General features: G+C 46.0%; 22 protein-coding genes, 1 tRNA gene and 1 pseudogene. 7 read left to right on the top strand and 17 right to left on the bottom strand.

The window, feature by feature from the left end:
* From QUB12_RS23230 to QUB12_RS23165, 14 genes and pseudogenes are all read right to left on the bottom strand, one after another.
* Positions 1–408, bottom strand: a pseudogene (locus QUB12_RS23230) (DUF5906 domain-containing protein); the annotation flags it as partial.
* Between the two features lie 555 nt (positions 409–963).
* Positions 964–1,242, bottom strand: coding sequence for a hypothetical protein (locus QUB12_RS23225; protein WP_333308562.1), 279 nt, complete (start codon positions 1,240–1,242; stop codon positions 964–966).
* Positions 1,235–1,780 carry a hypothetical protein gene (locus QUB12_RS23220; protein ID WP_333308560.1) on the bottom strand — a complete coding sequence of 182 codons (546 nt, stop codon included), beginning with the start codon at positions 1,778–1,780 and terminating at the stop codon, positions 1,235–1,237. Before QUB12_RS23220 ends, QUB12_RS23225 begins: the two co-directional genes overlap by 8 nt.
* A complete protein-coding gene (locus QUB12_RS23215; protein WP_333308558.1) occupies positions 1,771–2,034 on the bottom strand; it encodes a hypothetical protein in 264 nt (87 codons plus the stop codon). The genes QUB12_RS23220 and QUB12_RS23215 overlap by 10 nt, the downstream gene beginning before the upstream one ends.
* Positions 2,034–2,540 carry a hypothetical protein gene (locus QUB12_RS23210; protein WP_333308556.1) on the bottom strand — a complete coding sequence of 169 codons (507 nt, stop codon included), beginning with the start codon at positions 2,538–2,540 and terminating at the stop codon, positions 2,034–2,036. The genes QUB12_RS23215 and QUB12_RS23210 overlap by 1 nt, the downstream gene beginning before the upstream one ends.
* The gene (locus tag QUB12_RS23205; protein WP_333308554.1) at positions 2,537–3,025 is read right to left on the bottom strand and encodes a hypothetical protein; all 489 of its coding nucleotides are present in this window, start codon (positions 3,023–3,025) and stop codon (positions 2,537–2,539) included. Before QUB12_RS23205 ends, QUB12_RS23210 begins: the two co-directional genes overlap by 4 nt.
* Positions 3,018–3,350, bottom strand: a complete 333-nt coding sequence (locus QUB12_RS23200) for a hypothetical protein (protein ID WP_333308552.1) — start codon at positions 3,348–3,350, stop codon at positions 3,018–3,020. Before QUB12_RS23200 ends, QUB12_RS23205 begins: the two co-directional genes overlap by 8 nt.
* Positions 3,351–3,511: 161 nt before the next feature.
* Positions 3,512–4,945 (bottom strand): hypothetical protein, encoded by a 1,434-nt coding sequence (locus QUB12_RS23195; RefSeq protein WP_333308550.1) that lies wholly within the window; start codon positions 4,943–4,945, stop codon positions 3,512–3,514.
* A gap of 233 nt (positions 4,946–5,178) precedes the next feature.
* Complete coding sequence (locus tag QUB12_RS23190) at positions 5,179–6,633, bottom strand: transposase (RefSeq protein ID WP_333308548.1); 1,455 nt, start codon at positions 6,631–6,633, stop codon at positions 5,179–5,181.
* 20 nt (positions 6,634–6,653) lie between these two features.
* Positions 6,654–7,484, bottom strand: a complete 831-nt coding sequence (locus tag QUB12_RS23185) for a KilA-N domain-containing protein (RefSeq protein WP_333157310.1) — start codon at positions 7,482–7,484, stop codon at positions 6,654–6,656.
* Positions 7,485–7,688: 204 nt separating this feature from the next.
* A tRNA-Arg gene (locus QUB12_RS23180) sits at positions 7,689–7,775 on the bottom strand.
* Between the two features lie 118 nt (positions 7,776–7,893).
* A complete protein-coding gene (locus tag QUB12_RS23175) occupies positions 7,894–8,490 on the bottom strand; it encodes a hypothetical protein (RefSeq protein ID WP_333308546.1) in 597 nt (198 codons plus the stop codon).
* A gap of 187 nt (positions 8,491–8,677) precedes the next feature.
* The gene (locus QUB12_RS23170; RefSeq protein ID WP_333308544.1) at positions 8,678–9,127 is read right to left on the bottom strand and encodes a translation initiation factor; all 450 of its coding nucleotides are present in this window, start codon (positions 9,125–9,127) and stop codon (positions 8,678–8,680) included.
* Positions 9,128–9,235: 108 nt separating this feature from the next.
* Positions 9,236–9,745, bottom strand: a complete 510-nt coding sequence (locus QUB12_RS23165) for a hypothetical protein (protein WP_333308542.1) — start codon at positions 9,743–9,745, stop codon at positions 9,236–9,238.
* A gap of 283 nt (positions 9,746–10,028) precedes the next feature.
* Here QUB12_RS23165 and QUB12_RS23160 point away from each other — a divergent pair, with 283 nt between their 5' ends.
* Together QUB12_RS23160 and QUB12_RS23155 are read left to right on the top strand one after the other, a co-directional pair.
* Positions 10,029–10,211: a hypothetical protein gene (locus QUB12_RS23160; protein WP_333308540.1), complete on the top strand. Its 183-nt coding sequence runs from the start codon at positions 10,029–10,031 to the stop codon at positions 10,209–10,211.
* Between the two features lie 47 nt (positions 10,212–10,258).
* Positions 10,259–10,777: a pentapeptide repeat-containing protein gene (locus tag QUB12_RS23155; RefSeq protein ID WP_333308538.1), complete on the top strand. Its 519-nt coding sequence runs from the start codon at positions 10,259–10,261 to the stop codon at positions 10,775–10,777.
* Positions 10,778–10,949: 172 nt separating this feature from the next.
* Here QUB12_RS23155 and QUB12_RS23150 read toward each other — a convergent pair whose 3' ends face one another.
* On the bottom strand, positions 10,950–11,072 hold the full coding sequence (locus QUB12_RS23150) for a hypothetical protein (protein ID WP_006633228.1): 123 nt from the start codon (positions 11,070–11,072) through the stop codon (positions 10,950–10,952).
* A 20-nt stretch (positions 11,073–11,092) separates the two neighbouring features.
* Here QUB12_RS23150 and QUB12_RS23145 point away from each other — a divergent pair, with 20 nt between their 5' ends.
* The 3 genes from QUB12_RS23145 to QUB12_RS23135 all read left to right on the top strand — a co-directional run bounded on the left by QUB12_RS23145 (position 11,093) and on the right by QUB12_RS23135 (position 13,467).
* Positions 11,093–11,713: a DNA-3-methyladenine glycosylase gene (locus QUB12_RS23145; protein WP_333308536.1), complete on the top strand. Its 621-nt coding sequence runs from the start codon at positions 11,093–11,095 to the stop codon at positions 11,711–11,713.
* Positions 11,714–11,826: 113 nt separating this feature from the next.
* On the top strand, positions 11,827–13,077 hold the full coding sequence (locus QUB12_RS23140; RefSeq protein ID WP_333308534.1) for a transposase: 1,251 nt from the start codon (positions 11,827–11,829) through the stop codon (positions 13,075–13,077).
* A gap of 90 nt (positions 13,078–13,167) precedes the next feature.
* A complete protein-coding gene (locus tag QUB12_RS23135) occupies positions 13,168–13,467 on the top strand; it encodes a hypothetical protein (protein WP_006633230.1) in 300 nt (99 codons plus the stop codon).
* Positions 13,468–13,487: 20 nt separating this feature from the next.
* Here the strand turns inward: QUB12_RS23135 and QUB12_RS23130 are convergent, their stop codons facing one another.
* Together QUB12_RS23130 and QUB12_RS23125 are read right to left on the bottom strand one after the other, a co-directional pair.
* A complete protein-coding gene (locus tag QUB12_RS23130) occupies positions 13,488–14,813 on the bottom strand; it encodes an O-antigen ligase family protein (RefSeq protein ID WP_333308532.1) in 1,326 nt (441 codons plus the stop codon).
* Complete coding sequence (locus tag QUB12_RS23125) at positions 14,813–15,457, bottom strand: hypothetical protein (RefSeq protein WP_333308530.1); 645 nt, start codon at positions 15,455–15,457, stop codon at positions 14,813–14,815. The genes QUB12_RS23130 and QUB12_RS23125 overlap by 1 nt, the downstream gene beginning before the upstream one ends.
* A gap of 17 nt (positions 15,458–15,474) precedes the next feature.
* Between QUB12_RS23125 and QUB12_RS23120 the strand changes: the two genes are divergently transcribed.
* Together QUB12_RS23120 and QUB12_RS23115 are read left to right on the top strand one after the other, a co-directional pair.
* Complete coding sequence (locus QUB12_RS23120) at positions 15,475–15,777, top strand: hypothetical protein (RefSeq protein WP_333308528.1); 303 nt, start codon at positions 15,475–15,477, stop codon at positions 15,775–15,777.
* Positions 15,774–15,980, top strand: coding sequence for a hypothetical protein (locus QUB12_RS23115; RefSeq protein ID WP_333308526.1), 207 nt, complete (start codon positions 15,774–15,776; stop codon positions 15,978–15,980). Before QUB12_RS23120 ends, QUB12_RS23115 begins: the two co-directional genes overlap by 4 nt.
* Positions 15,981–16,327 lie beyond the last annotated feature (347 nt).

The following is a 16,327-nucleotide window of genomic DNA, read 5'->3' as shown; positions in this document are numbered from 1 at the left end:
AGGAAAGTATTTAGGTTGTTCGGTGCGAGGTGGTTTTCCGGGTGCAGGTAATCTCAGAAGTTTCGCGCCGATCGGAACTGGTACGGGTAGGTATTCCTTCTTTTTGGCTTTTGGCTTTGATGCCTGTGGTTTACTTACCTGTTGCTTAAGTTTTTCTTCTTCACACTCTGCTAAAAATTCAGCCAATGGTCGGATAGCTTCCCGAATATCAACGGTTGAGCAAGCGTTCGTCCAGCATTGGTACTTGCCGTTCTTGGAGTCAATCCCTAAGCTGTGACCTTCGCAAACAGGGCAAATATAGTAATTTTTGGCTTTGCCTGGTTCCAGTTTGTCGAGATGCTCACGGATGTCGAATTTTTTGGGGGTGCTTGAAGTTTGGTCGTTGTTCGGAGTAGAATTGTCGTACATAAATTTGGCTCGACCCTAAGACGAGCTGAATGTGGATAAGCCTCAAAACCGTTGCGCTCAGGTTCCAATTGAAAGCAGCGGTTTTTTGGTGTTTGTGGGTTTTGAGATATAGCTAAAATTTGGAACCTAGCTCTTGTTCACCAAAAAAACATGGTGAAAAAAGCCAGTTTCCCCGTACCAATGGGTTCTTCAGCTTAGGGTTTGTAAATTGGTGTGTTGCATCCTTGGTACGCGCAGCCCGCGTAGCTGCCAGTTTCCCGGACTCTGCTTAGATCCGCCCTCCCGCATGACTCTACTTTGGAAAGATTCCCGCAGAAATTTGCTTAAGGATATTTCAAAAACCCACTCAAGCCGAACATCTTGCGCCTACTCTTTCTGATTCCAAAGCTTTTTCTCGGTCTAAACGGCCGAGAGTCGCCTATAGATTAAGCTGCGTCGCTACAGCCTGGGACTCCACCAATTGCCTATTTGGTCTTAACAGATAACCTAGAGCACCCTTGTTTTTAGGGCCACCCTTGCGGGGCTAGGACTGTTTTACTTGTCTTGAATTTTACCTCAAGTTTGGTTCGCTCGCTTCTTGCCACCCAACACCGCGTCATAGGGCTTCGGCTGTGGTTCGTTGGGATTGGGTGCTGTGGGTGCGGATGTTATTACAAGGGATGTTCTTACGTTATTTAGGTAATAGGCAAACTTATTTGCGTCACCCCGTTGAGCATGATATTTTTCCTTGCTATTCCACACGCAACCCTTAGTTCTTAAAAATGCCAAGGTGTTTGTAATTTCTGTTTTAGTTCCTATCACTCGGAGGCTTCCTAGTTGTAGTGATTCACTCATTGAGTTTACCCTCAAACTGTTTCAAAATTGACTCTAATTTTACCTTGCCATCTGCAAATTTGCGCCCTCCCATTTTGAGTACATTCTCAACAATCCAAGTCACAGACTTACCCGCTTCCATTGACTTACAAACTTCCAAGTATATAGGGTAATCAGGAGAGTCGGAAGCGGAAGCAGTTTCCTGTAAATCGCCACTGTATATAGCTTCCAGCGCTTGACGGCTAGCTTCCACGTCAACGCCAGGGGAAGTCAGGATAAGTTCAGCTTCCTGCTGTCTTTGTTGCTGTGAAACATAGACGCTCGTGCTGATTTCATCTTCTACATCAGCTTTAATCGCTCTCAGTTTCAACTCCTCAACTTCTCCCTCGTCAGCTAATTGACGGGCGATATTTCCAGCGGAAACGGCACAAGCAATCGCAGCACACAGGCTTACCCCTTGCAGTGCTTTGTGAGTGTCTAGCGTTTTGTCTAGTGCTGCTAGTGGAGTCAACCACAGCACTACAGAGGACGCGCTCAACATAAACAGTTTTAGCTGCATAGAAATACCCCCAAACCAATCAGCAGCATCGCCAAACCGCCGATTAAAACAGCCTGTAAGTCAGCCACTGAAATCTTGAGCAACTTGCTCAGGGAATAGTCAAGCAACCAGCTCAACCCCCACGCAATCGCAATCGCTGCTAACAGGAATAAGACGGCTTTCATTGCCATCGGATGCAGACTCGCTATCCACCCCAAAAGGGAGAAAGCGACGCATCCGGCAAGGAAGTAGTTTGCCAGATACATCGCTTTCATTAGTTCGCCCCCGTCAATCGAGCTTTGATTGCATCAATCCGTTCCCGCGCTGAATTCTCAGCTTTATCAATCCCTAAGCCGAGCTTCGCGTATCCCGGTCGGAGTCCATGAAGTTTTTTAGCGAGTCCGGCGTTCGATCGCACTTTCTTCAATTCCTCACCAGCCACCACACCTTCGTATTTGCGGTGGCTCTTGTGTACTGTGGCATCTGCTACTTCAATCTGGCTCAAGGATTTATAGGCCTTTTTAGCGTGCCTCGCGTCTTCGGTCTTTTCCTTTGCCAACTTCTTCAAGCCCTGGGCTTCTTCCTTATTGAAATATCGAGGATCGGGCACTACGGGTGCGGTGCGGATGCTGCCAAAATTGCCCGGTGAGTTTGGGGTAATTACCCCCACGTCGGTTTGCGCTAATACCTTAGATTTGTCGATCGCGTGGTTGCCGTCGTTGCTGGCAGTAAGTTTTCCAGCATCAGAATTGCCGCCGAAAAGGCGCAGTTGTAAGCTCATAATTTTGTCCCGATTTGAATGTTGATGCGAACTGGGGAGGGAAATAAATTCAGGGGGTTGATTTGTCGCCACATGGACATTGCCAGCATAAATACTCCCGCAGATGCGAGCAAAACAGCAATAAGTTGTCCTAAATCAACCCAGTCGAAGAAGTTGGTGGAATTCTGGCGGGTGAAGCCACACACAGGAAATGAACCGTCGTTAGTCCAATCAAGGGTGTCTACACTGTCTACAAAACCGTCTACACGAAGCAAGTCAGGTGCCGTGTCTACAGTAGTGTCTACAACGTCTACGTTGTCTAGTGGTTTGTCTAGCAGCGTGTCTAGTGTCTCGCGGTCAACAAGGTATACTTCAAGCAGCGTTTCCCACGTAGAAGTTTTTGAAAGCTTGCCAAACTGTCGGGCGTTTTCATTGGTGAAACCACAGGAAAAAGCGATCGCCTTGAGTTGGTCGATGCGACGGTAGCTGACAATGGGTTTAGTCATGTTCAACCGCCTGCATTAACTTAAAAGCTTCCTCTAACCTATTGCCAAGAAGTACAAGACTTGCTGGAACGTATTCGTAGTAAGCATCCAGTAACAAGGAAGCTTGAAAACACCCTGCATCATCCAAAAATTTAGATTTAGTCAGGCAAGTATCAAGACATTCAAGAAAAATTTCTCGGTGGCGAGCATTGGCAAGTTCGTCCACGCTACGACGAACCAATAAAAAAACTCGGTCAAACGTTTTGCGGTCAATCACAATTTTGTCGCTTGACTCAAACGTAAAGAGTTGCGATCGTCCGCAAGGACAATCGTCTGAAAGTGGCATAATTTATAGGCTCCAAACGTTCTAGTACAACGGTTTGGGGAAGTCGTGGTTTGGCTAGCATTGTCAGTGCTCGTCAACCGCGCATCAATCTTCCTTAGTTACTCACGATTGCAGACTTACAGTTCCTTGTCAACACAGGAAGTGTAAAGTTTTGTTTCAAATTATTGAGTTAGCAACTCCATCACTTCGTGGGGTGTAATGCCATAAATAGCAGCTAGCAGTTTGATACTTTTCTCGTCACTTCCCAACTGCTTAAGCACCCCGATCGCGCTACCAAGAGGAATAGCTTCTTTTGTTGAATGAGTTAGCAAGTCAATTGTCGTCTTAGTATTGGCTCGTTTTTTATAAGTACCTTCATTCATCTGTGTTGAATGTCCCAAGCTTTTAGCTCTTGTTTCCTGGGACATCCCTGCCATTTGACCGTTGAGATTAGCTAGGTGGCGTAAAGCGTGAGACTGAGTAAAGCCCTTATTCCATCTTTTTAAAGTAGCCCACGCACGGTCATTATATGCACCAAAAATTGTCTTTGGATTGTTCGATGTCAACCTAACTTCAGGCAATTGCCCTAATTTGATTCCCAATCGTTCGATTAAATCCGAATGAGTAGGAGGAAGCATTGGCACACACAATCGGTAGCCAGTCTTAGTCGTAGTTTCCAACTTGGTTCTTTCGCCTACTACGGCAATCATTTTTGTGTTACTTGGTTCACTCAGTGCCGGAATAGTAATCCCATCTTTTGTCTTAAACGGTTCGTTGACGTTCTGAATTGCGAATACTTCATGTACTCGGAAACCATACACCACCTGCATTGAGAATACCCACAGCCATCGTTTGCGTGATTCTAAGTTGTATCGTTTATCATCGGAGATAGCTAAAACTTCTTCGTGAAATTTAAAAAATTCATCCACTGATATAGACTGAAGGTCTTCTCTGAACAGTGTCTGCGTGCCGTTAATTTCTTTAAGGCGAATAAGCAAGTCAGTGTTACCAACAGTCTCAGCAAGCTTACGCATAGCGCACAAGCAGTTTTTAAAACATTTAGTTCCTACTTGCTTGCTGTGAACTACCAGTAGAATGTCTGCCAGGTTCAGGACTGTGTTTTGGGGCAATAGTTTGAAATAATGTCCGTAAACACATTGCCAACTATATTGATGGCTAGGATTGTTCTTGTCGCGAGGTTGACGACGCTTTGTGTGTCCATCCCAATATTCTTTTTCTACTCTTGCTATCGCCTCACCGAACGTCATTAAATCATTTTTGATGACGTTCTTTTCTAGAATCACATCATCATACCAAGCCAAAAACTGAGACTCGGTTTTTAGTGATTCTAAAGCGCTAGCGACTAGGTGGGCCCTCCTCAAAGCATCAGTAATCCCTTGCATTGTCAGGTAACATCCGCAGGCTTTATTGACTCGCTTGACGCCTAACTTGAATTGAAGTGTTATGTAGCCACCGCTAGCTTTCCTGTCTCTTTTTAGCCCTACGCCCTTGGGGCATTCCTTCTGTGCTTGTTTGAAGTAGTCCAGAATCCGCTCGTAACCAACCAGGTAGTCTCCAGTGGTACTTGCCGTGACTGGATTAGACTTTTCGCTCATCTTTCGCTCCCTACTATAATAATGCCGAGTTTGCTTGCTGTAGACAGCGTACAGCAAGTCGCTCGGTATTCGCTCAAATCCAAAACAGGACTTTCAGAGTAGGCACAAAAAATGGCTAGAACAACGTAAAAGCGTCGATTGAGAACTCAGCGCTAATTCAAATCCCACCCTCTCCGTTTTTGAGAAAATGCCTAATTTTTGGGCTATCGCAACTTGGTCAGACACACCCGATTTCAATTGACAGCCATAAAGGCCGAGAGTCGATCGCTCAAACTCCCCTCCACTCCAATAACTCCCATTGCTGGAACTCTCTTAGGGTTCCCAGGCTCACCCACCAACGCGGATGATTTTCCCTGTCTTCCAACAGGCTCCTCGGGCGTACTTTTATCCTGTTTCCGAGGGACTCTCGGTACAGCATCCAAATAAATTCCCAGTCCATCCAGGCCGCGCTGCAAAATAACTTTTGCAGCATCCACATCGGCATCCTCATGATGGCCGCACTCTTGGCAGATAAACTTCTCCAGATCTCGATTTGTGGGACTTACATACCCGCACTCGCTGCATTCCTGAGAGCTAAAGTGAGGTACCGCTTCATAAACCAGAACGCCCGCCCTTTCGGACAAAATCTTGACTTTCTGTTTTAAGGAACCCCAAGCAGCATCAGTAATGGCTTTGTTCAGTCCAGATTTAGCAGATTGACCGTTAGGCAAATACTTTCCGTTTTCATCCTGCTTTGGTTTGCAGCGTGCCATCATGCCTTGAATATTAAGATTCTCAAACACAATCAGGTCAAACTGCTTGACCAAGCTATTAGCTATCTTCCATTGGTAATCCTCTCGTCGATTAGCAACTTTTTGTTCCAGTCTTGCTAAGCGCTGGCAGGCTTTTCTTCTGCGGCGGGAACCTACAACCTTGTGGCTGATAGCACGGTTTAGTTGCGATCGCGGACGCTCCATCTGTTGATAAAATCTGGGATTGGCAATGGTTTGTCCCGTACTCAGAGACATTAGCTTCTTGATACCCAGATCTACTCCTACTGCTGTTTTAACTTGATTTGCTGCTGGAACATCTGGAACCGACTCATCTTGCAACAAAACAGAAATATAAAAGCCATCTGCTTTTTTCCGCACTGTGACGGAACGAATGCTGAAAGCATTGGGAAATGGTCGGGACTGAAAAAACGACATCCAGCCAATACCGGGAAGTCGGACTTTATTCCCTTTAAAGGCGACATCTCCCGGCGGGTAGGTGAAAGAGCGAAATTTACCCTGCCGCTTTGTTTTCGGATATTTGCCCAATCCTCGGAAAAAGCGCCCAAAAGCAGCATCAACCTGTTTTAGCATTTGTTGCAAAACATGGTGATAGATTTCTCTATACCAAGGACGCTCTTGCTTCAGGTCAACCAAATTGGCATCTTGTTGAGCGAGTGGAGTTCTTTTCTTGCCTTTTGCTGTCCAAGGATTGCCGTACAAAGCACCTTTGCTTAACGAGCAAGCAAGGGGGCAACACTCGGCTTGAGTTTCTATGAAGCAGTAGTTCCCCATAACAGGAAATCTTGCTTGCTCGTAGGCTTCTGTTCGCTCCCTAACTCTAAAGTTGTATTGCAAGCGAAGCAAATGAATCCACCGCTCGATTGTTTGAGCTTGTTTGGGCGATGGATTCAGCTTGTAAACGTAAGCAAGCAGCATAGTGTACTAAGTTAACCAGGCTACTGATTGAGCAGATGAGCAACTTGCTGCGCTGTGGAATGGGAGATGCTAGCGCATGAGCTCACCCCATTAGGATTGAGCGTGTTGATCCGCTTGGCACTGAGAACTTTGGCAAAATCTGTAGCAGCCAGTTCCTCCATTGTCATGCCATCTTTGCAGTTTTGTCTTTTTTTCAATCCTCTGGCTGTTCGGAAATCTTCCGTAGTACCAATGATCGGCTGATACACCCTCGCCTTGCAATGAGCAAAGTGCAGTGGAGCCTGAACCCCATGTTCATACAACGCTGCCTCGTAAAAGTCTTCTTTGGGAATAGAGTCAAGACGGGCTCCAATATATTCACGGCTTTTGCCTTGCTTTTCCCAATTTTTAACTGCCCTTTGCCGACTACGGCGAACGCCGAGTTCTGGATCTACTTCTTCTTCAATCCTTTCTTTGACAGCATTTCGCGCCCAATCACGAAACTCTGTAGACAAGGATTCGGCATATTCGATGGCTATCTTGTCTATGGCATAAGTTCCACCGCCTATACCTCCCCGAGTTGATATCAGACCAACATCTTTAGCTAATTTTCTGACTTGGCTTGCCCAAGCTCTGTATTTTTTACATGCAGAGTTAGCGACTGGTTGTTCTACAAAAGTTCTCTCGACAACGGGTTTTAACTCAAGCTTAGCTTCAAGCACTAATTCCAACAGCCGTTCACAGATACGCTTCTGTATCAACCACTTATCTAGCTCTTGGGATTTAACAGACCCGGCAGCTTTCCACATATCGGTCAGGCAGATTAGCCCACCGTTTTGCTGACAATGAATCACTAAACCTTTGTAATTCATGTTCTTACTCCGTAATTTCCCCATCGCAAAAAAACCTCCACTAAAATCCAAAACAGTCTTGACATATTTGTGACCGTGTGGTAATAGCTAAGGGTTGACAAATGTGCTATGATAAAAGCACAAGAAACTCTAGACCGCAAGAAATTAAATTCTTGCAGCTCAGGTTTATAGCCCAAAGCCACTACCGAGCAAGATCCTTATCTGTGGGGATGGTGGGACTCGAACCCACAAAAACCCTGGCAGGTTATCCGGTTAGGAGCCGGATGCGTTTTCCAGTTCCGCCACATCCCCAAGTAGAATGCAGCGGCGATACTTTGAATTAGGAACTCAAAGCATCGTCGCTGTTTGTTAACGGAGAAAATATCATTTGCGGTGTCATCATCGTGTTGCTCGCATTATTTGACTCTGATTATTCGTTGCACAAATTTGAAGCATAAAGATTTCGACCAAGCTTTTTCCACCTTTTATGTGTCTCTGCGCCCCGACGCAATTCTACGCTCAAGGAGTTTTTGGCTCGCCAAAATTCCTCTTCAGATTCCGCGTCAAATATAGCTTCGACAATCCGATCGGCTAGCATTGGCTCTTGATGAGCATTCAAAACCTTTTCTATGGATTCTGCAAAGGTCAGCCCCAGGTACTGAGGACGCTTTATCTCCACAGGGTTACGCTGATGTCTGTTTTGAGAGATTGCTTTTTCAAGACCTGCATCTTCAAAAGCAAAACTAACATTGGCTAGGCCTCCTTTTAGATGTTCCTCTGCACCAAGAGAACTTGTCGAAGCTACTTGACTCTCATTCAAAGTCAGTGTTTCTGTTTCGGAAACCACATCTGTAGGTTTTGATGCCACTTCATCAGGAGCTACCTGCGCCAGCGTACTCTCGTAATAAAGAATACTTTCTTTTAGTTGTACAGCTTTCGCTTGTACTTCAGCAAGTTCTGACTTCTGCTGGTCAATTTGCTCTGTGAGCCATTTGACGAGCTGTTCGCGGGCAAGATCCTGTGCCATAGCTCCTAAAATTTTCTGTGCTTCTCAGACGATAACACAACAAAACAAATTTAAAAACAAAAACAAGAAAAGAATGTAAATATTTCTCAATCTTTAAATAACATAAGATACCGCTGCTAGCTCCCAACAAAAAAACACCCCCGTAGGGGTGCTGTTGCTTACCAGGTAATTTTTCTAGCCAACGGCGTTAACTAAACCCTTCTTCATCCGCCGGGTCGCCGTAGGGATCTTCGCTGGCCGGGCTCACATTGCCGAACATTCCAGCATCCGCTACGTAGTCTGCGGGGTCGCCGTAGGGGTCTTCGCTGGCCGGAGTCAGGTTGCCGAACTGTCCGTAGTCTGTACCGGCGTAGTCTGCGGGGTCGCCGTAGGGGTCTTGGCTGGCTGGAGTCAGGTTGCCGTACTCTCCCGAACCGGCGTAGTCTGCGGGGTCGCCGTAGGGGTCTTGGCTGGCTGGAGTCAGGTTGCCGTACTCTCCGTACTCAGCCGGGTCGCCGTAGGGGTCTTGGCTGGCTGGAGTCACGTTGCCGTACTGTCCGGCATTGGAGGCATCTTGGTAATTGCCATCAGGATCGAGTTGCTCGCTGTCTGGCCCGACGATCGCATCTTTTAACTTCCGCAAAAATCCGTCTACCATGATAAAGTTCCTCTTTTTTATGTGTTGAAAAACGACTGTTTTAGATTGGGAATCCCAGATTTAATTGAAAGTCAGGGAACCTGCAATCTAAAATCTCAAATGCTTAGACTACTGTGCCGGAACAGGACTTGTAGCTTCCGGCAAGGTAGTAAGGTCTCGACCGGTATTTTGGTTGTTGTACCCCTGGAATTCGCGGTAACGCACTGCCTCGGACTCCGGAACTTTAATTCCTTCAGGCGGGGGCGTTACCCAGACCGCGCGATTCTGGGCATCACGGTAGTAAACGCGACCGTTTTTGGAAAGGTAATGTTTTCCCTGCGGCCCCTTTTCTTGTTTATTTTTGTGCTGATTGTAGATGTAGTAAAGGGCTGCTGCTCCTGCTAAAGTAATCCCTACTTTTTGAGCATTGCTCAGTCCTTTTTTGGCTTGTGGGGAAGGGGAAGGAGTGGAGGCACGATTAGTTTGCACTCCTCCAGCGCGAGTGTTGTCAACAGGAGGCGGAGGAGCGGAATTTTGCTGGCTAGAACCGCAAGCACTCACAAAGGGAAATGTCAGCAGCGTTGTCAGCAGCAGAGCCATGAAGCGCGATCTTTGGGGTTCGGGTTTGATTGTGTTCATTGCCGCTCCGAATTGTCGGGATTATAGGTAGAGTGTGTTCTGGCGAGGTTGAGGAACCTGAGCTGCTGCCAACAGTTTTTAGAGTAAACTAATTTCTCAAAGCAATTTTGACCAAAGTAGTTGCTGAGAACTTAACAGCGCAGGTACGGTATTGCGTTTGTATATTAATCATCCTCAAGTCTCTCGAAAATTTACTCATTCCAGGGATATAAATAAAGTTTCTTTTATTTCAGTCTCCAGGTATAGGCCAATGCGCGCCTTCGGGTAAAAATAAATTCCGTTTGTGGACTGCTCAAAGCAAAGTGAAGCAGACCGAGGGGGCGAGTGCGAAGCTCAAAGCAGGACGGGCGAGGCAAAGGATGCGGGATTTATAAGTCCGGCGGTGTTTAATTGCACCAGAGTGCTTGTGGGAGATGCCTGCAATTTTAGTGGGGGAATTCTGGAGAGGTCGATCGCACTCTTGTAGATATCTATTAACCGCGAGAGAAAGCCCCCGAAGCTTTTCGGATATTTATGAAATTAAAGAATTTACTTACTGCTGCTTTGTCGATCGCAGTTATATTTACTGCGGCAAAATATCTAACTTTTTCAAATCAACAAAATCAAGTCAAGCAATTGCTGGAAACCAAACAGTGTCCCGAATGCAATTTCAGCAAGGCCAACCTAAAAGGATTAGACTTGCAAGGAGTCAACTTGCAGGGAGCCAACTTAGAAGGTGCTAACTTATCAGGATCCAAATTAGCCAATGCCAACCTCAAAAATGCCAACTTAAATAAAGCCAACCTGACGGGAGCTGATTTGGGCTGTGCCGGCATCACTTTCAACCTTGAGGCTAATGAAAAAGAAGCAAATATGGATTTTAATGTCACCGCTGTTCCAGAACAGAATAACCCAGAAAATGCAGTAGTTGGTTTCAATATGAAAGCAACGGATCGAGGAGCCACAATGCGTTTCAACCTCATGGGATGCGCGGACTTCTCAAATGCTAGCTTGCAAGAAGCTAAAATGCCAGATGGCACAATTCATCCTTAATTGCAGCAAATACAGCAATCTGCTGTCTCATCATTTGTCAACTTCTTTTCATTCTTTCTGCTCTCTCTTTTCTCTTTCTCTGTGTCCTCTGTGGCCTCTGTGGTTCATAAAAAAAAACCGTCGCCTGACTGACAGGCGGCGGTTTTTTTAAGCAACTAACAATCGCCTAAAATTAGTGAGCAGAACCATTACCGTGATACTTGTCAGTATCGTAGAATCCGTTTTTTGTGCCGAAGAACAAACAGCAAACCGTGAAAACTGCTGTCAAGACTGCTAAAACTAACTTAACGTCCATAATTTACCTGCTGTTGTTGAGTGAGTGCAAATACTCAGATTGTAGAATCTTTTTGGCTGGCGCGGCCATCTACCAGCGTAGCGCCAGATTTGCTGGGATGTTCGTTGGTGCGGCAGTTTCCTGACGGCGAGACGATTCGGGGAATTATTGTCGAAACCGAAGCTTACGGCCCAGGAGATCCCGCTTGTCACGCTTACCGAAAGCGAACTCCTCGCAATGAGGTGATGTTCGGGCCTCCGGGTATGAGCTACGTTTACTTAATCTACGGGATGTACCATTGCTTTAATGTCGTGACGGATGCAGAGGGAGTTGCTAGTGCTGTGCTGATTCGAGCTTTGCAGCTAGATGCGGTTCCCCAAGAATTCGCTGCAATTCCTGAGAAGAAGCGATCGCGCCTCGCCGCCGGGCCTGGGAAACTGTGTAAGGTACTGCAGATCGATCGAACTTTAAGCGGTTTTCCCTTGGGTTCCGGCCAACCGCTGCGATTGGAACACCGGAGCGAGGAATTTCAGCAAGCTGTGGAGGAGGGTACAATAAATTTTGTGCAAACTACGCGGATCGGGATTTCTCAAGGAATTGATTTGCCTTGGCGGTGGTATGTAGGGAACTGTACGGCTGTGTCACCAAATTATTGGGTCTGAAGCCCCTTCTTCAGTGGCCGGTTTTTTCTTCGCCTTTTTAATATAAAATCTAAATATTTATTAATAGATTGTCCTGCTTTTTGCTGTACTATAAATTATAGGAGGATTCAGCAATGTTTGGTTGTCAACAAAATCTAATTCGAGCTGATTCAAGCATTCAAGCGATTCTTGAATATCTGTGTTCCGAGTCGGCAAAGCTTACTAATTGCGGTATCTATTATTCTCGCCAAATATACTTTAAAACTGGCAAGATTCCGAACCGGGCTAAGCTACATAAAGTCTTGGGAACTGAAGATAGAAACCTGCACTATCAAGCGTTCTATTCAGATACAGCTCAGCAAATTCTAACAGGGGTAGCAGAGTCTTTTAAGTCTTTTATGGGCTTACTCAGAGGAATCAAAAATGGAACGGTTACGCAACACCCTAAATTGCCGGGATACCGTAAAGGTGGAATGGCACTTGTAACGTTTACAGGAAGATCCGTAAAACTTAAGAATGGGATGCTGCGATTTCCTCTCTTGAGCAAGGTTAAAGCGTGGTTCTGGTTAGATGCGTTTTTCCTACCAATGCCATCTAATCTAGATTTTACAACAATTCGAGAGTATCGCATTCTTCCCCGGAATTGCTGTTTCTACTTGGAATTGATTTACAAAACAGAGGATGTCCAAGCGAATGTAGACCCTGCCAAATGCTTAGCAATTGACCACGGAATAGACAACTGGCTAACCTGCTTGAGCAATATCGGCACAAGTTTTATCGTTGACGGCAAACATCTCAAGTCCCTCAATCAAGGATATAACAAACGGGTTGCTTTTCTCATGAAAGGGAAAGCCAACGGCTACTGGTCTAAAAGATTGGCAGGCTTAACTGAAAAACGTAATCGCCAAATGCGAGATGCCGTCAACAAAGCAGCAAGAAAAGTAATTCAGCACTGCTTAGACAACCAAATCGGTACAGTTATTTTTGGCTGGAACAAAGGACAAAAAGAGTCTGTCAATATGGGAAGCAAAACTAATCAAAAGTTTGTGCAAATCCCTACGGGCAGACTGAAAGATAGAATAGCTCAACTGTGCGAGCAATACGGTTTAAGGTTTGTTGAAGCTGAAGAATCATATTCTTCCAAAGCTTCGTTTGTCGATAATGACTTGCTACCTAAATTTGGCGAAAAACCCGAAGGGTGGCTTCCTAGTGGCAAACGAATTAAGCGCGGTTTGTACAGAACGGCTCAAGGTTGGCTAATCAATGCAGATTGTAATGGTTGTGCAAATATTGCTAGAAAAGTAGCGATAATGCTTGGACTAGATCTAAGTGGAATCGGTAGAGGTGCTTTGGCATCGCCTTTAAGACTCAAATTGCTGTCTTAAGAATCCCCGCGCTGGTCTGCCGGGGAGTGTCAAAACTCTAGTAATGTCAAAGGTATCATTGTAAATTTTGTCGCTTATCTTAGTGAAATTATGGCTTACTCTTCTGAAAATCCGATCGTACAACTGAAAAAATGCCTAAGCCTGGTTCAGGATGTTAGCACTCACACCGAAGCCAACCGGGCCTTCGAGCAATTGTGTGGGATTATCGATGCTGAAAACCCAATGGCGGCGCAACTTTTGGAGATGCTTTGGGAAGAAGCAATTATGGCGAGGAGATCGGCTTTATTTTGGCAACAAATGAGCGATGTTGAGAAAGATATGGCTAATAGAATGATGGAAAATATGACGCAGATGCGGCAGAATTATTTGCGGTTGATGCAGGAAATGTAAGATTGGGGAATGGGTAATTGCTAATTAGTAATTGGTAATTGCCCAGACTGCGATCGTAAACGAGAAAAACGAGTAGCAGAAGCGGATTTAACTGCGGCGAGACTCATGATCCACCAAGCAATATGTGCGTATTGAGCGCAGTCGAACCAAGTGAAAGTAAAAATGAAATAAGCAATAGCAACTGCTTCAATACCGCGCAGATACGAATTCATGGCTAAACATACATAATATCCCCAAACTGCAATGCCAGCAAGCAGCCCTAAGATGCCAACTGATAGGGTTGTATCCAGAATCCAATTGTGAGCTTTGTAAGTAGGAATTTCTCTAGTGCTGATTTCAGCTTTTATGTTAATATAGTCGTAAGTAAACTCGTCTAAATTTACAACAATCGGAGTTACTTGAGGATTTCGGATGTAGGGATAGGCAATGCCGAAACCGTCAAATCCCCATCCAAATAGCGGGCGTTTTTTGATGCCACGGGCTGAGAGAGTCCACATCGGCGATCGGCTAGACATGACTTGTGCGATCGAAGGTTTGCTCCAATCTAGGGGTCTGGTGACAGTCATGATGGCAATAGCAATTACACCGCTCAGAGCAATTCCTGCAAGGATTTTGTAATATTTGCGTCTCAGCAAATAGGCACTGGCAACCATCAAAGCTAAAATAGCACTTCGGGTAGATGTTAGCAGCAGCGCGGGAACAGTTAAAATTAAAGTAATTGCAGTTAATTTAGTTGTGATAAATCTCGAAAACCAACCGACAAGAGCAGTAATTATTATTAATGCTAAAACTATGGCTGCGTGGCCTCTGTGGGAATACAATCCTATGGGTTGCTGCCCTTGAAATATGCTGCTGACATTAACATCTGCTCGGATAATTTGCCCCATTGTGGCGGTGTAGTCGATCCGCCAGTCGATGATTTGGGGGAAGATACTAAGAGAAAGGATCGTGCCGCCAATTAGCAGTCCTTGGAATTGGGAATTTATGAGTTGCGGGTGTATGGTTAAGAGCAAGCTGTTGCTCAGGGTGAAGGCAGCGATTAACAGCCAGTACAGCCAGCCATCTCCCATTTGGTCTTGACCGAAGAAAGAGGTTAAGGGAAAAGGACTTTGTAGAGTGGAGATAGCTCCGATTGATAGAAATATTGTCCACAGTATTAGCGAGATTTTCCACTGTCTGGGAATGGTTAGGGCTTTTCTTTGTTCCCACAAGAGGGCGAGATTGACTCCTACTATTAGCCAAATAATTAATACTTTGGGGGAAGTCCAGATAAGGGCCCGGCTGCTTCCCGAAGGGTTGATGAGGATGATGCTGAGGGCATATAGCAGGGTGTAGAGGGTTTTCATTACTCTTTGTTTTTCCGGTTTTTGAGTCTTTTAATTACAGGCAATACAGCGAGGGCAAATAAAGTTCCTAATGCTGTAGTTGGTTCGGGAACGGCTTCTGCGGGGAGGGCGTCGTCGTCGGTGTTTTTAGATGAGACTTTTGGAGTTTTTGCGGTGAGAGTATCGTCAAGATACGATAGTTCTGGGTCTTCAAGTAAGTCGGCACTGATGCCTGCTAAATCTACTTCGTTATCCTTGTTATCCTCTGAAGATAGTTCTGGGTCTTCAAGTAAGTCGGCACTGATGCCTCCTATATCTGCGTTATTTTCATCGTTGTCTGTTGAAGATAATTCTGGGTCTTCAAGTAGGTCGCTGCTGATGTCGGCTAAATTTACTTGGTTTTCGTTGCTGTCTGTTGAAGATAATTCTGGGTCTTCCAGTAAGTCGCTGCTGATGCCGGCTAAACTTACTTGATTTTCGTTGCTGTCTGTTGATGATAGTTCTGGAGTTTCCAGCAAATCACGACTGACGCCTGCTACGTTGACATTGTTCAAACTATTGTCTGTTGATGATAGTTCTGGGTCTTCGAGTAAGTCGCTGCTGATTGCTGTTAAGTAGTCAGTGTTAGCTTTGCTACTGCTCTCAAAAAGTGAGCTTTTTCGCAAGCTCTGGGCATTAGCGTTTGATATCGCAGAAATGGGAACCGCCCGAATCGGACGCCCACCCCGACGGGGTGCTGGTGCTGGACGCGGACTCGGTGCTGGCGCTGGACGAGGGGTGGGTGCTGGGCGTGGGGTTGGTGCTGGTGCTGGACGCGGGCTGGGTGCTGGACGCGGGCTCGGTGCTGGGCGAGGGCTGGGGGCTGGGCGAGGGCTGGGTGCTGGAGGCGGGCTCGGCGCTGGACGAGGGCTGGGGGCTGGACGCGGACTGGGGATGGGAGCCGGTGATGGTTTTGGTGTTGGTGATGGTGACGGCGATGGTGTGACACAACCTATCCCGCCACCACCGCTGCTGCTGCTGGCGATAATCACGCTACCGCTGTTATTAAAGAAACCAGGTGGTGGTGGGCAAATTTCCTGGGGAACTGGAACTGGAGTTGGAGCAGGCACTGGAACGGGAGCTGGGACGGGAACGGGATTTTTATCAGGAAAATACTCGTACACCCAACCCCATTTGACTCCGTTATAAATCGTGACTTCTTGTTGATTCTTGGGATTCGCTTGAGCTAGGTAAAGTTCCGCAGTCCAGAAATAATTTCGATTTAAATTTGTGATTTCATAGGGGCGAAAGGGGCGATCTTCAAATAAACCATTTGGCTTCAGAGGATCGCCTGAACCATAGTATGGAGCGAGACTATTTCTCCCCTCATTCGGCCCCCGAAGAGGAATGTTGTCAATATAGCTTATCGTAGCACCGACTGGTCCAATTTTATCGCTTCCTGGGTAGTTAGTAGTAACGCGCTGAATCCAATAAAGTAAATTTTTGCTATTTTTAGGGTCAGGATTAGGCTGTCTTTTGCTTGTACCGGGACGGTA

The sequence above is a fragment of the Microcoleus sp. B7-D4 genome (assembly GCF_036705125.1).
In the GTDB taxonomy this organism is placed as follows: domain Bacteria; phylum Cyanobacteriota; class Cyanobacteriia; order Cyanobacteriales; family Microcoleaceae; genus Microcoleus.
The sequence above is the reverse complement of the archived record's forward strand: the minus strand, read 5'-3'. Positions and strand labels throughout refer to the sequence as shown.

Bases quoted from the DNA above. Each gene is read 5' to 3' on its own strand.
- QUB12_RS23190 (WP_333308548.1), bottom strand. From the start codon at position 6,633: ATGCTGCTTGCTTACGTTTACAAGCTGAATCCATCGCCCAAACAAGCT.
- QUB12_RS23195 (WP_333308550.1), bottom strand. From the start codon at position 4,945: ATGAGCGAAAAGTCTAATCCAGTCACGGCAAGTACCACTGGAGACTAC.
- QUB12_RS23225 (WP_333308562.1), bottom strand. From the start codon at position 1,242: ATGAGTGAATCACTACAACTAGGAAGCCTCCGAGTGATAGGAACTAAA.
- QUB12_RS23140 (WP_333308534.1), top strand. From the start codon at position 11,827: ATGTTTGGTTGTCAACAAAATCTAATTCGAGCTGATTCAAGCATTCAA.
- QUB12_RS23135 (WP_006633230.1), top strand. From the start codon at position 13,168: ATGGCTTACTCTTCTGAAAATCCGATCGTACAACTGAAAAAATGCCTA.
- QUB12_RS23165 (WP_333308542.1), bottom strand. From the start codon at position 9,745: ATGAACACAATCAAACCCGAACCCCAAAGATCGCGCTTCATGGCTCTG.
- QUB12_RS23210 (WP_333308556.1), bottom strand. From the start codon at position 2,540: ATGAGCTTACAACTGCGCCTTTTCGGCGGCAATTCTGATGCTGGAAAA.
- QUB12_RS23215 (WP_333308558.1), bottom strand. From the start codon at position 2,034: ATGAAAGCGATGTATCTGGCAAACTACTTCCTTGCCGGATGCGTCGCT.
- QUB12_RS23185 (WP_333157310.1), bottom strand. From the start codon at position 7,484: ATGAATTACAAAGGTTTAGTGATTCATTGTCAGCAAAACGGTGGGCTA.
- QUB12_RS23170 (WP_333308544.1), bottom strand. From the start codon at position 9,127: ATGGTAGACGGATTTTTGCGGAAGTTAAAAGATGCGATCGTCGGGCCA.
- QUB12_RS23155 (WP_333308538.1), top strand. From the start codon at position 10,259: ATGAAATTAAAGAATTTACTTACTGCTGCTTTGTCGATCGCAGTTATA.
- QUB12_RS23220 (WP_333308560.1), bottom strand. From the start codon at position 1,780: ATGCAGCTAAAACTGTTTATGTTGAGCGCGTCCTCTGTAGTGCTGTGG.
- QUB12_RS23150 (WP_006633228.1), bottom strand. From the start codon at position 11,072: ATGGACGTTAAGTTAGTTTTAGCAGTCTTGACAGCAGTTTTCACGGTT.
- QUB12_RS23130 (WP_333308532.1), bottom strand. From the start codon at position 14,813: ATGAAAACCCTCTACACCCTGCTATATGCCCTCAGCATCATCCTCATC.
- QUB12_RS23200 (WP_333308552.1), bottom strand. From the start codon at position 3,350: ATGCCACTTTCAGACGATTGTCCTTGCGGACGATCGCAACTCTTTACG.
- QUB12_RS23205 (WP_333308554.1), bottom strand. From the start codon at position 3,025: ATGACTAAACCCATTGTCAGCTACCGTCGCATCGACCAACTCAAGGCG.
- QUB12_RS23175 (WP_333308546.1), bottom strand. From the start codon at position 8,490: ATGGCACAGGATCTTGCCCGCGAACAGCTCGTCAAATGGCTCACAGAG.